Origin of the sequence: Allobranchiibius sp. GilTou73 (genome assembly GCF_021391335.1) — a bacterium.
In the GTDB taxonomy this organism is placed as follows: Bacteria; Actinomycetota; Actinomycetes; order Actinomycetales; family Dermatophilaceae; genus Allobranchiibius; species Allobranchiibius huperziae.
In genome coordinates this window covers 3,135,948-3,148,405 of the sequence record NZ_CP090051.1, presented here as the reverse complement: position 1 = coordinate 3,148,405, position 12,458 = coordinate 3,135,948, and the positions used below count along the sequence as shown (strand labels likewise).

General features: G+C 67.5%; 16 protein-coding genes. 13 read left to right on the top strand and 3 right to left on the bottom strand.

The features are described 5' to 3' along the window. Position 1 precedes the first annotated feature (1 nt). The 7 genes from LVQ62_RS15525 to LVQ62_RS15495 all read left to right on the top strand — a co-directional run bounded on the left by LVQ62_RS15525 (position 2) and on the right by LVQ62_RS15495 (position 4,994). The gene (locus LVQ62_RS15525) at positions 2-1,381 is read left to right on the top strand and encodes a phage/plasmid primase, P4 family (RefSeq protein ID WP_233762953.1); all 1,380 of its coding nucleotides are present in this window, start codon (positions 2-4) and stop codon (positions 1,379-1,381) included. A 137-nt stretch (positions 1,382-1,518) separates the two neighbouring features. Continuing rightward, positions 1,519-1,764, top strand: a complete 246-nt coding sequence (locus tag LVQ62_RS15520; RefSeq protein ID WP_233762951.1) for a WhiB family transcriptional regulator — start codon at positions 1,519-1,521, stop codon at positions 1,762-1,764. A gap of 13 nt (positions 1,765-1,777) precedes the next feature. Continuing rightward, positions 1,778-2,209, top strand: coding sequence for a hypothetical protein (locus tag LVQ62_RS15515; RefSeq protein ID WP_233762949.1), 432 nt, complete (start codon positions 1,778-1,780; stop codon positions 2,207-2,209). Next, on the top strand, positions 2,206-2,712 hold the full coding sequence (locus tag LVQ62_RS15510) for a hypothetical protein (protein ID WP_233762947.1): 507 nt from the start codon (positions 2,206-2,208) through the stop codon (positions 2,710-2,712). The genes LVQ62_RS15515 and LVQ62_RS15510 overlap by 4 nt, the downstream gene beginning before the upstream one ends. A gap of 279 nt (positions 2,713-2,991) precedes the next feature. After that, positions 2,992-3,729 (top strand): phage major capsid protein, encoded by a 738-nt coding sequence (locus tag LVQ62_RS15505; RefSeq protein ID WP_233762945.1) that lies wholly within the window; start codon positions 2,992-2,994, stop codon positions 3,727-3,729. Between the two features lie 5 nt (positions 3,730-3,734). After that, the gene (locus LVQ62_RS15500; RefSeq protein ID WP_233762943.1) at positions 3,735-4,205 is read left to right on the top strand and encodes a hypothetical protein; all 471 of its coding nucleotides are present in this window, start codon (positions 3,735-3,737) and stop codon (positions 4,203-4,205) included. Between the two features lie 414 nt (positions 4,206-4,619). Then, positions 4,620-4,994: a hypothetical protein gene (locus LVQ62_RS15495; RefSeq protein ID WP_233762941.1), complete on the top strand. Its 375-nt coding sequence runs from the start codon at positions 4,620-4,622 to the stop codon at positions 4,992-4,994. Positions 4,995-5,268: 274 nt separating this feature from the next. On the opposite strand, the gene LVQ62_RS15490 is transcribed toward LVQ62_RS15495, so the two are convergent. Continuing rightward, positions 5,269-5,688 (bottom strand): hypothetical protein, encoded by a 420-nt coding sequence (locus tag LVQ62_RS15490; RefSeq protein ID WP_233762940.1) that lies wholly within the window; start codon positions 5,686-5,688, stop codon positions 5,269-5,271. 377 nt (positions 5,689-6,065) lie between these two features. After that, positions 6,066-6,269, bottom strand: coding sequence for a hypothetical protein (locus tag LVQ62_RS15485; protein ID WP_233762938.1), 204 nt, complete (start codon positions 6,267-6,269; stop codon positions 6,066-6,068). 168 nt (positions 6,270-6,437) lie between these two features. Between LVQ62_RS15485 and LVQ62_RS15480 the strand changes: the two genes are divergently transcribed. The 5 genes from LVQ62_RS15480 to LVQ62_RS15460 all read left to right on the top strand — a co-directional run bounded on the left by LVQ62_RS15480 (position 6,438) and on the right by LVQ62_RS15460 (position 10,280). Continuing rightward, positions 6,438-7,274, top strand: a complete 837-nt coding sequence (locus LVQ62_RS15480) for a hypothetical protein (RefSeq protein WP_233762936.1) — start codon at positions 6,438-6,440, stop codon at positions 7,272-7,274. An 82-nt stretch (positions 7,275-7,356) separates the two neighbouring features. Beyond that, positions 7,357-8,163 (top strand): NlpC/P60 family protein, encoded by an 807-nt coding sequence (locus LVQ62_RS15475; protein ID WP_233762935.1) that lies wholly within the window; start codon positions 7,357-7,359, stop codon positions 8,161-8,163. Then, on the top strand, positions 8,127-8,264 hold the full coding sequence (locus LVQ62_RS15470) for a hypothetical protein (RefSeq protein WP_233762933.1): 138 nt from the start codon (positions 8,127-8,129) through the stop codon (positions 8,262-8,264). Before LVQ62_RS15475 ends, LVQ62_RS15470 begins: the two co-directional genes overlap by 37 nt. Before the next feature lie 41 nt (positions 8,265-8,305). Beyond that, positions 8,306-9,223: a hypothetical protein gene (locus LVQ62_RS15465; RefSeq protein WP_179479755.1), complete on the top strand. Its 918-nt coding sequence runs from the start codon at positions 8,306-8,308 to the stop codon at positions 9,221-9,223. Positions 9,224-9,407: 184 nt separating this feature from the next. Then, a complete protein-coding gene (locus LVQ62_RS15460; protein WP_233762931.1) occupies positions 9,408-10,280 on the top strand; it encodes an NlpC/P60 family protein in 873 nt (290 codons plus the stop codon). A gap of 16 nt (positions 10,281-10,296) precedes the next feature. Here LVQ62_RS15460 and LVQ62_RS15455 read toward each other — a convergent pair whose 3' ends face one another. Beyond that, positions 10,297-11,196: a serine hydrolase gene (locus LVQ62_RS15455; RefSeq protein WP_233762929.1), complete on the bottom strand. Its 900-nt coding sequence runs from the start codon at positions 11,194-11,196 to the stop codon at positions 10,297-10,299. Between the two features lie 140 nt (positions 11,197-11,336). Between LVQ62_RS15455 and LVQ62_RS15450 the strand changes: the two genes are divergently transcribed. Then, a complete protein-coding gene (locus tag LVQ62_RS15450) occupies positions 11,337-12,431 on the top strand; it encodes an amidohydrolase family protein (protein ID WP_233762927.1) in 1,095 nt (364 codons plus the stop codon). Positions 12,432-12,458: the final 27 nt, after the last annotated feature.

The following is a 12,458-nucleotide window of genomic DNA, read 5'->3' as shown; positions in this document are numbered from 1 at the left end:
CGTGTCTGCAGACACCTTTGACCAGGACGGCCGCCAGATCTCACCAGAGGGCGAGCAGCACACCGGCCAGGTTCGGATCGCCTACCGGCTGGCTCGATCACACATCGACCGACTGCTGCACGTGCACGGCATCGGTTGGCATCACTACGACGGCACACGATGGGTCGAGGACACCGCCGGCCACGCACGCCGGGCAGTGCTCGACGTGCTCCGCGATGCGTTGGCCGAGTCCGTCGGGGATAAGCAGCTACGCGCCGACGTCGCCAAGTGCGAGAGCGCATCCGGCATCGACGGGGTGCTGTCGGTGGCCTCCGCGCTGGTGGAGTTCGCGGCTACGGTGCAGCAGCTCGACGCCGACCCGTTCCTGCTGAATTGCGCGAACGGCACGCTCGATCTGCGCACCCGTGAGCTGCGGGACCATGACCCTGCGGACCGGCTCTCACGGGTCACGGTGGGCGCATGGAGCGACCAAGTCGATAACAACACCTGGGTCAGCTTTCTGGCCTCGATCCTCCCGGACGAGGCCGAGCGGGATTACCTGCAGCGCGTCGTCGGGCAGGCGGTCTACGGGCAGGTGCAGGAACACTTGTTCCCGGTGCTGATCGGGACGGGCGCGAACGGCAAGAGCACCGCCTACGGGGCCATCGTGGACGCCCTGGGCGACTACGCCACGGTGATCGATCCCGCGCTGCTGATGGTGCGTGAGCGGGGCGGCGTCGGCGGACCGGAGCTTATGCAACTGCTCGGTGCCCGGCTGGTCGTCGGCTCGGAGACCGGCGACGGGTCCAAGCTTGATGAGGCGGCCATGAAGCGGATGACCGGCGGCGACACGATCACCGCGCGCCGGCTGTACCGGGAGCCGGTGACCTGGCAGCCCTCGCACCAACTGCTGTACGTGTCCAATCACTTGCCCGCGGTGCGCGGCAACGACCCTGCGGTATGGCGTCGGTTGCGGGTCATCCCGTTCGAGGTCGTCGTCCCCGAGGCCAAGCGCGACCCGCGGCTGCCCGAGACACTGCGGCTGCACGCCGACGCAATCCTGTTCTGGTGCGTCGCTGGGTACTTCGACTACTGCGACGGCGGTGGGATGCGCGAGCCCGCGACGGTGCTGCGCGCAACGGATGCCTACCAGTCCGACAGTGACGACGTGGCCCGGTTCGTCGCCGAGGCGTGCCACGTCGCCAACACGGCCGCAGAGACCACCCGCAGGCTCTACGCGGCATGGCAGAAATGGGCCATCGCCGAGGGGGTCGAACCGATCGCCGAGCGCACGTTCGGCAAAGAGCTGGACAGGCTCGGATATGAGTCGAAACGGACCAAGCTCGGAGCTACCCGCGCCGGTCTGATGCCCTCAGATTCCCCGGAATTGCAAGGGTGGTGACGCTGGTGACGGATAAATGCAAACTTTCCCCTGTACACGTACGCGAGAAGGTTTACACAGAAGCGTCACCAGCGTCACCCGATGGGCTTTCGACGCCCGAAAGGAGACGCGCTGCACTAAATTCTGAGCTGTTGAAGATGGCCGAACGGGGCCAGCGGCCGATCTGCTCAACCGATCCGCCGCGGTGGCTGTCCGACGACGCAGCGCAGCGTGAGGCAGCGGCGCGCGACTGTAAGACCTGTCCGTTGCTGCTCGCCTGCCGCGCCGCCGGCGAGGACGAGCGCGCAGGCGTCTGGGGTGGCATCGACCGCGGAGCCACCCGCACCCGAAAGTCGACCGTCTCGGTCGACCTCCTGATCCAGCCTGCGCAAACCCCTCTATGAAGGAGATTCACCGATGAGTAACGACAATCAGACCCCCCAGCCCATCGACTATGTGGGCCACGTTCAACAGATGATCCGCATGACCACCGAGGGCAGTCAGTGGTGGTGGCGCGCCAACGATGTGGACGACGCGAACGAGCTGCTGAAGGCTGCGGTCGTGGAAGCGGCGAAGGTCCGCAGCCGCGTGACCGAAGACAGCAGGATCACCGCCGAGTTGAACGCGGTCGGTGTGGTGCGGGCGTTCCTTCCAGGTCACCAGCGCGATGAAGAGCTGAACGCATTGGAGCCGGACAACCTGGCCGATGCGGTCGTCGCGTTGCAGTTTCTGGCGGCCTGTTACGCGCAGTCGCTGCTGGGCATGCTTCCCATCGAGCACGCGGAAGGTGCCCTTGATGACACGGTGGCCCACTTGCTGCGCGCCCAGCGGAAGGGCAGCGACCGATGAGCGACGACACGACCCCCGCCGGTCTGGACGCTGGCACGACTGTCGCACCCGCGACACCCACCCAGAGCGAGAACGATTCTCACTTGACGGGCACCGCTTCCGACACCTCCGGTTCCACGGAACCGGAGGTGGACGGTGGCGACAAGGGCAACCGGGAGGCTGCGAAGTACCGCACCCGGTTACGGGAGACCGAGGCCCAGCGCGACACCCTGGCCGCGCAGGTCGAGAGTTACCAACGCGGCGAGGTGCACCGCCTGGCTGGGGCGCAGCTCGCGGTGGGTGCGGATGTGTTCGATATCGGGAAGGTTGAGCTGTCAGACCTTCTCGACGCCAATGGCAATGTCGTGCCTGAACTGGTCGAGACCGCGGTGATGGGATTGGTGGAGTCCCGGCCGGGATTGGCGAAGACTAAGCAGCGTCAAGGGCCGTCGCCGGTGGGTGTTGGTAAGTACCCCATTCCGCCCCAGAGCGGGGGATGGTCAGGGCTTTTGAACGGCCGTTAGCACAATGTCGGTACGGGCCGGTATACTTTGAGGCAGCTTGAGGTGTACCGGTCCGTGGCCGGCCGCTAAAGCTTGTTCGCTCCAGTGGGGCAAACCGTTTCGAGCTAGACGCTCAGCGATGTTCACCCCACTTCCCGCGCAATGTGCGCACATTCCTTTGGAGCGTTTCTCATGACTTTGACCCGTAGCACTGCTGCCGCAATCCTTTCCGTTGAGGAAGTCGGTCAACTCCTTGTCGAGCCCACCCTGGCCCTGGCGTGCGCGACTGATGTCGCCACGGTGATTCAGACCGAGCAGTCCCGGTTCCGGCTGCCGATCGTGCAGGCCGACCCGTCCGCAGGGTGGGTCGCCGAAGGCGCGGAGATCCCGCTGTCCGATGCCACCCTGTCTGAGGACGACGTGGTCTTCTCCAAACTCGCAGGCCTCAGCGTCATCACCTCCGAGCTGGCGCAGGACTCCTCACCCGAAGCCTCCGAGGCTGTCGGTCAGGGCCTGGCGCGCGACATGTCCCGCAAGCTGGACGCGGCATTCTTCGGCAACGTGTCCGCGCCGGCCCCGACCGGGCTGGCTGGTCTGACCGGCGTCACAGAGATCACCGCAGGCAGCGTCGTCAACCTCGACGCGTTCCTCGAGGCACTGTCCGCGGCTGAGATCCTCGGCACCCACCTGACATCGTTCGTGGCGAACCCGGTCGACGCGCTGGTCCTGGCCAAGCTGAAGCAGTACGGCACCGCGCAGGCGAACGCACCGCTGTTGCAGCCGGACCCGGCGCAGCCCGGCGTGCGGATGATCTCCGGTGTGCCGCTGCGCGTCTCGGCCGGTGTCACGCCCGGCACGATCTGGGGCGTACCCGGTGATCGGGCGCACATCATCGTGCGCACCGACGCCACCGTGACCGCCGACAGCTCGGTGTTCTTCACCAGTGATCGTGTCGCTGTGCGCGGCACCATGCGGTGCGGATTCTCCTTCCCTCACCCGGCCGCCATCGTGAAGATGAGCCTGACCGAGGGCGACTGACCCGGATGCGTTCCTGCCCTGTGTGCGGTGGCAGCCAGCTAGTTGGTCACCCGGCCGGCTGGCTCGCCATCGACCACGCCACACCGTGCGCCATCCGGGACAGCGAAGACGCGACCCGCGCTGCGGACTACGGCAGGGGGTACGCCAACGGTTCACCGGCTGAGCGCACCCTCGGCGTGGAGGTGCCACTGCTGAACCTTGGCATCGCCACGGTGACCTGCCTGCCGGACGACGCGACTGCCCTGCCCGGTGACACCCGCGGGTACGCCCGCAACGCCACACCGACCGAACGTGCGCTGCTGGTCGCACTCGGGTACGCCACCACCACCGAGCCGGTCGACGGTGCTGCTGGCGCGCTGCCCGTGCTGCCCAACGTCCTGCGCACGGTCGTGCAGGCACCCACCGTAGGCGGCGCGATCATCTGCCGACGATGGCCGCAATTGGAGACCAGGCAGCCGCCACAGGCTGCCGCATAGACCAGCTCGGCCGCGTCAACGTCACCACCCCGCTGTCTCATGACTCCGGCGGGCACCGTGGATCGATGGCGCGTGAGGACCTCCCTCTCCTTTCGCGGGTCCCATGACCGCGCCAGCGCGGCCGAGCAACCCACCCACAGCCCAGCCTTGCTCACGATCGCGGCCGTCGCGGAAAACCCCCAGACCCGTACACAGCCTCAATCGCAGTACGCCCCGGTCCCCGAGCGCCACGGGGGCAGGGGGTCCCGGCCCTGGGGCTCAGCGTCGTGCCGAGTCGTACTGCACAAAACGGTTTGTACGGGATCCCCAACTTTAATTAGCTGCCAACATGCTCTGCTGGGTGGCAGCGTGTCAGCCCTATTAGGTTGTGTCTCTGAACGTGGCAACACCGCCGACGGAGATGGGGACGCGCAGATGACGAGTACGCCGGTAGTCAGGTACGGCATAGGGGTGGACCGGGCTGAGCTGCTCAACCGGAACATGGCCGGGGAACGCGCGGACCTGGTCATCACGTTGACGCGGCCGCCGTCAGAGGCAGAGGTCGTATGGCTACACGCGCAATGGGCTAACGCCGGCCGCCCGCCGTTAGAGTCAACTGCGAACCCAAGGGCCTTTGAGATTCCGCAGCTCAGCATCGACCCAGTAGTTCGCTACGTCCGCGAGCTGGCCATGATGCTGAAAAGGCTTCCACATGCCGCAGAAGCTGAGCAGAAGCAGATCGACGAGCGGGATGCGAAGTGGCAGGCAATCAAGGACGCGTTGAAGACGGTCGTGGAAGAGAACAGGTAGACCGTCAGGTAATGACTCAGGAATCACCTGACGGTGGGCGCAGTGGTGGCGAACCCTCCCAATGCCGACCCAGCCAGTTCGCACCCGGCCACGACTCCTAGCCCGCCCTCGGTGTGAGAGCGAGCGGTGCCGTCGACCCACAACCGGCCGTGCACAGCTTGGTTGTGGGCGCATGCCGGCGGGTCGGCATGCGGGGGTCAGTCACCCGCGGGCAGCGTTCGAGTTGGTTCGCGGCTGAGGCCCTGTCCAGCGCCGCGTCGTGCAAGTCCTCGGATTAGTCCATCGAGGCTGCGAAGTCGGTGAGGATGGCGGCTAGCGCAAGGGCTGAACGCCGGGTGAGTTGCGCGCCGTAGTGGTTGCTGTCTGAGGTCGCTTCGATGGACAGGAAGTGACCGCGTTCCCTGTCACGCATAGATGCGACGGAGACGACTGAGGGCACTACTGGATCGACGTCGCGCAATACAGGTCGCTGCCACTCCATGACGACGTCGGCAACGTTGTCACTTCCGCGCACGATCCGGCCATCGATCAGGACTGCTCCATTGGGACGCTCCTCATACGTGGGGGTGTCATCCAGCGGCCGGTCTGTCGCCTGGACCAAGATCAGGCGGTCGGCGAAGTAGCGCTGAACTGAGCCGTGATCGGAACGCATCCACGCGACGCGTTGGCCGCCGGACTCGCGGACGCGGGTCACGGTCCACGAGATGCGTCCCTGCGGCGTACGCACTCGGTCTCCGACGCGAATATCGGTCATCGCGCACCACCGGCGAGCCAGTGCAAGCGCAGCGAGCCGCACACAATGCCCACGAGGCACGACACCACCGCGATGCCTTGTAGATCGGTGCACACGGTGCACCAGACGTCTAGAATCGCTCCCACGAGCAGCCTCCAAGCTGGTCGTCAGACCCCGGAGCGTTCCTGCGCTGCCGGGGTCATCCTCTACCTGAGGAAATTTCGCACTACAGCGCTCGGAGTGACCCCGTGGACTTCCGCTAGCAGGCTAAATGCGCACAGCGCATCCGGTCCCGTACTCGAGAAGTTCCTCGGCCAGAAGGACTGACCGGCCGCGGGTCAAGCGTTGCCTGCAGCCCCTCCGAGGATCGGGCGCGGGTCGAACGCGACCCGGATCTTCGCGATGCGGCCGTCTTCGACGTGCATCCAGTTGACCGTCGGCGTGGGCGGCGCGTCTCTGGTGAGCAGGTCGTACCAGGTGATGACGTCGGGACCGTCGACGAGCATCCGGACGATCTGTATGCCGGTCATCATCCGGCTCATGCCCTGCAGACCCTGCAGGCACTCGTCGCCGGATCCTTCTCAGAGCGGTGGCCCATAGCAACCCCTCGGTGCTGGCAGGGAGCCGAACGGACGTGGCGCGCGTCGGAGGGATAGGTCCACGCACGCCAGGTGTGGGCCGATCCATCACGCCCGGCCCGAAGGTTCGCCATGCTCCGAGTGCACTTCACACCCGCCGATCTCGGCCACGTCATGCTTGCGCCCGGTGTCAGCAGCACGTGGGAGATGATGCTCAGCGCGCAGCATCTGCAGTCTGATTCGCCCCCGCGCAGGTACGCCGAGTGGCGTGTGCGGGTCGCTCGCAGCGGCCTCGCGGCCCCCGTGGCCACGCTCCTCGCCGGCTGTCTGCCGCCCGCGCGCTCTACCTCGCAGCTGTGCGGCACACAGACACTGGACCACTACTGGGAGTCTGCACTGGCGCCGTACTGGCCCGCTCTGCAGTTGCGCGTCGCCGCCGACCTGCAGGAGCGCGCCCACCGGCAGGCCGTCGGCGGACTGTCCGCGCTGCTGCAGGACATCTGCAGAGGTGCCGTCTGGGCGCATCCGGTGCTGCGTGTGCCCGGTCTCCCGAGCGGTGACGTACGGCTGGAGGGCGGCGGCCTGCTGGTGCAGCCCGCCTACTTCTGCCCGCCGGGGCGAGCACTGCTCGTACGGCACCGCGACCGTCACGTGCTCGTGTGTCCCGTCGCGCAGGCGGGGCGTCTGCTCACCGGCGCGCCCGATGCCGACCTCGCCCGGCTGATCGGACCGGCACGGGTGGAAGTGTTGCGGGCCACCCAGATCCCGGGCACGACGAGCGAGATCGCCGAGCGCCTCGGGACCAGTGTGCCGAGCGTCTCCCGTCACGCCGGGGCGCTGGCCGCCGCACATCTCATTCATTCCCGTCGCAACGGTCGCAGCGTGACTCATTCGATTTCTTCGCTCGGCGTGGAACTTCTCGGCACCCGGGCCCGTCAGAGCATTGCTCCACAAAGCTCCGTCGCGTGATATCGCACAGCGAATCCGGTCGGAATGTCGGGGCGACATCGCAGGACGGAAGAGCCGCCCTCGTTCTTGAAAAGGAAGAGCAATGAGCACCGTCACCAGGAAAGTCATCCACGGCACTACCGCGCTCGCGCTGAGCAGCGGAATCGCGGCCGGAGGAGTCGTCGCATTCGGCTCCGGAGCCGCCCACGCGTCGACCCGCAACGGCGCCGTCTGCCACGTCTACGGGTCGGCCAGCAAGGTGCAGGCCGCCATCGTCAACACGGCGTGCGCCGAGCTGAAGAAGGGCACCAAGTACTCGTGGAACGGCGGCCACCACAAGAAGCCGGGCAAGTCCACGGGTTCGGTCTACGACCAGGGTGGTGAGTACTACAACGACACCCACAAGGTCGGATTCGACTGCTCGGGTCTCGTGCGGTGGGCCGTCTACAAGGGCACCGGCCGCGACATCGGCGCCGGCGCCTACACCGGCGTCGAGGGAAATGCGTTGCGGCAGCACGGATGGACGAAGGTCTCCAAGGCCTCCCAGCCCGGCGACGTCGTGGTCTACCCCGGTCACACCGTGATCTACATGGGCGCCGGCAAGGTCGTGCAGGCCGAGGGCGACGTGGCCGGTCTGACGACTCAGAAGCTGTCCACCGAGAGCGAGCGGGTCACCGGCATCTACCGGTACGCCGGCAAGGGAAGCACCCCGCCGCCGACCAAGCCGGCGCCGCCCGCCAAGCACCACCCGAAGAAGGTCTACAAGAACGTCTGGGCGCAGGCTCCGTCGTACACCCGGCCTCCGGCGGCAGGAAGGTCGGTGTCCTGCACACCGGTCGCAACTACTTCTACTGCCAGTCGAAGGGCTCTGAGGTGCATTTCGACGGCTACCGCAACAACTGGTGGCTGAAGACTGACGACGACTCCGGCAACGCGAATGTCTGGGTCAACGCCACCCACGTGAGCGGGGGCGCGAACGACGCGCGGATTCCCGGGCTGCGCACCTGCTGACCGTTATCTGCGGACCCCTGAAACTCGAAAGGAAGACGATCATGAAGAATTCCAGAATGGTGACGCGGTCGGTGGTGGCGCTGGGCGTTTCCGGCGTGGCGGTGACCGGTATGGCCACCGGCGCGGTCGCCGTGGGCCACCACACCGCCGCGGCATCCGCCAGCGCGACGACGTGCGCGAGACACTCTGACGACGCGGCACTCGCACGCAAGGTGTCCGGTCACTTCCACGGCGCACGACTCGGCAACTCGGTGGATGCCCAGCAGATCGCCTGCGCCCGGGCCATCGTCGCGGGCACGAAGTCGATCGGTCTGCCCAAGCGGGCGGCGTACATCGCCCTGATGACCGCGATCACGGAGAGCACGCTGCACAACCACAAGGGCGGTGCCGACGACAGCGTCGGGCTCTTCCAGCAACGCCCCTCGCAGGGCTGGGGCACGGTGACCCAGTGCCGCACCCCGGAGCACGCGACCCGCACCTTCCTGAAGCACATGCTGGCCGACTACCCGCACGGTGGCTGGAAGACCACCGACGCGGCGAAGGTGGCGCAGCGCGTGCAGATCTCGGAGTACCCGTCGGCATATGCCGATGAGAGGTCGCCCGCGAAGGTGCTCGTCAACGCACTCTGGGACACCAAGACGCCGCCGACGAAGCCCGCTCCGCCGACCAAGCCGGCGCCGCCTGCGAAGCACCACCCCAAAAAGGTCTACAAGAACGTGTGGGCGCAGGCGTCTTCCTACACGAAGCCCTCAGGTGGGAGGAAGGTCGGCGTGCTTCACACCGGTCGCAACTACTTCTTCTGCCAGTCCAAGGGCTCGGAGGTGCATTTCGACGGCTACCGCAACAACTGGTGGCTGAAGACCGATGACGACTCCGGCAACGCGAACGTGTGGGTCAACGCCACGCACGTGAGCGGTGGCGCGAACGACGCGAGGATCCCCGGGGTCCCCGCCTGCTGACCCGGTCTCGCAGATGAGAAGGGCAGGACGCATCGAGCGTCCTGCCCTTCTCATCCGCGTCATCTGGGTGCGGCGAGCTGCCGAAGGTTTGCGCATCTATGCAAATGCTGGTCGGCAGCGTCGCGAATTGGTCTGGTGGATCTAGGGAAACGATCGTTTCCCGACGGACGAGGAGGAGGACATCATGCGTACCACCAAGAAGGCTCTGGCCCGCTGCACGGGCGTGGCAGTGCTCGGCGGGGGCGCCCTCATCGGGGGCGTGGGCGTGTTCGGCAGCACGGCCGCGCACGCTGACGCCGGGTGTCAGGCGTACGGCGCGACCAGCGCGGTCGCGGCCAAGGAGGTGCAGGCGGCCTGCGCGGAGGTCGACAAGGGCACGCCGTACTCGTGGTCCGGCGGCCACAAGGCGGCTCCCGGCCCCTCGACGGGGCAGATCTACGACGTGCCGCCGGAGTACTACGACGACCGCAACAAGGTCGGACTGGACTGCTCGGGACTGGTGCGCTGGGCCTACTACGAGGCGTCGGGCACCGATTTCGGCCCCGTCTCGACCTACGACTTCGACTCCGCGCTCACCAGCCACGGTTTCAGCCGGGTGGACGCGCCGACCCAGCCCGGCGACGTCATCGTCTGGGACGGGCACACCGCCATCTACCTGGGCAGCGGCCTGATGGCGCAGGCCGAGGGGGACGACGCCGGACTCAACGTGCGGACCGTCGCGAGCCACGGCGGCACCCCGACCGGCGTCTACCGCCCGGGCGGCGGCACGACCACGCCTCCGCCGCCCTCTGGAGGGTCGAAGGTGTTCAAGGACGTGTGGGCCACCGCGCCGTCGGTGAACAACCCCACCAACGGCGCCGTGGTGGGCACCTTGAACAAGGGGTCGAACTACTTCTACTGCCAGACGCAGGGGTCGGAGACGTCGTACGCGGGCTACCACAACGACTGGTGGCTGAAGACCGACGACGACTCCGGCAACGCGAACGTGTGGGTCAACGCGACCTACGTCAGCGGGGGAGTGGACGACGGGCAGATCCCCGGCGTCCCCACCTGCTGAGCCGCCGACCCGGCAGTCAGTGGCCGAGGTGGGTGTAGAGCACCGCGGCGGCCTTGGTGATCAGTGCTCGACCCGCAGCGTCGGTGGCGTTGCGGGTCGAGAGGATCGCGGCGGCATAGTCGCGGCCGGCGCCCTGCACGTGGCCGATCGAGTTGTCGTGCCACGACCCGGGGTAGTAGGGCAGCCAACCGTTCTTGACCTGGACGGCGACCCCCTTCACCCCGGCGGGCAGGGTGCCGATCCCGAACTTCTGGCCGGGGTCGACCCGTCCCATCAGATCGAAGATGTAGGCACGGTCGGTGTTGTCGAGGAACGAGTGCCCGTAGGCGAGGGCGCGGACCATCATCACCTGATCGGGCGCCGTGGTGGTCGTCAGACCCCACCGCACGTTCGGGCGAGTGCTCATCATTCCCAGGGCATTCGCGACGCGCTGAGCGGCAGGAGCCCCGCCCCCGCGGCGGTAGAGCTCCGTCGCCGCATCGTTGTCGCTCTCGGTGATCATGTCCTCGGCGAGATCGCGGTCGCTCGCGGTCAGCGACCCCCCGGCCGCGCGACGGGTGTGCGCGACGCTGGTCAGGATCAGCACCTTCATGATGCTCGCGCAGACGTTCGCCATGGCCGGGTGGTAGGAGAAGGTGACGCTCGAACGTCGGTCGTACGCGGTCACGCTGACGTCGCCGGCGCGTGCGCCCAGGGCCGCATCGAGGGCACGCGTGAGGGTGCCCGGGTCGGTCCGCGTGGCGGTGGCGCGCGATGCCGACGTACTCTTCCGGTGCGTTGCGCCACTCGAACTTCCTGTCGACACAACGGTATTCGGCCGGCCGTCGTGCCGAAGAGGATGCCAGGCGATCAGTCCCACCAGCGCCGCCGCTCCGCTCCCCACGACGAGTCGGCGCCGGACGTAGACGTCTCCCATGGTTGGGAAGCATAGGGGGACAACAGGTCTCGCGTGGCGGGGCGCGCAGAACGAGGCCGTGTCGTCCGTCACGCTGGTTCACTTCCAGGTCGGACCGGCACCTCAATAGTTCGACCGGTCGGCGAACTATGGTCGGAACCATGACGCAGACCGCCCCGATCCTGCACGTCCGAGGCACCGTCCTCACAGGTCCGCACGAGGTCCGTGAGGAGATGTGGGTGGTCGGTGGCGCGGTGACTTTTACCCGCCCCGCCGACACCGACGACGTACAGAGCGTCGAGGGATTCGTGCTGCCGGGGCTCGTCGACGCGCACTGTCACGTCGGGCTCGAGGCGCAGGGCGGAGTGGGGCCCGAGAGGGCGGAAGAGCACGCGGTGGCCGAACGTGCGGCGGGTGCACTGCTGCTGCGGGACGCGGGCTCGCCCGTCGACACGCACTGGATGGACGAGCGCGAGGACCTGCCCCGGATCATCCGCGCGGGACGCCACATCGCCCGTACCAAGCGCTACATCCGCAACTTCGCGCACGAGATCGAGCCGGAGGACCTGGTCGCGTATGTGCGCCAGGAAGCCCGCCGAGGCGACGGGTGGGTCAAGCTCGTGGGTGACTGGATCGACCGGGACCGCGGCGACCTCGCGCCGTGCTGGCCGCGTGAGGCTCTCGCCGCCGCGATCGCGGCCGCTCACGAGGAGGGCGCGCGAGTGACCGCGCACTGCTTCGGGGAGGAGTCGTTGCTCGACTTCGCGGCCGCCGGCACCGACTGCATCGAGCACGCGTCCGGGCTGCAGCCGGACAGCATCGACCTCTTCGCCCGGCAGGGCATCGCCATCGTGCCGACGCTCATCAACATCGAGAACTTCCCGAAGTTCGCCGAGGCGGGTGAAGCCAAGTTCCCGGCGTACGGCGCGCACATGCGCGACCTCTACGCCCGCCGGCACGCCACGATCGCCGCGGCGCACGAGGCGGGCATCGCGGTCTACGTCGGCACCGACGCCGGTGGACAGCTGCCGCACGGGCTCGTGGCGCGCGAGGTGGCCGAGCTGGTCAAGGTGGGGATGACCGAGCTGGAGGCACTCGACGCGGCGACGTGGGGTGCCCGCGCCTGGCTCGGTCGCCCGGGTCTCGACGAGGGTGAGAGCGCGGATTTCGTTGTCTATCAGGAGGATCCACGAATCGATGTGCGAGTGCTGAGCGCGCCCCAGCATGTCGTCCTGCGCGGAAGAGCGATGCTGTGAGCCGCGAACGTCCTCCGGGCCCGCTGC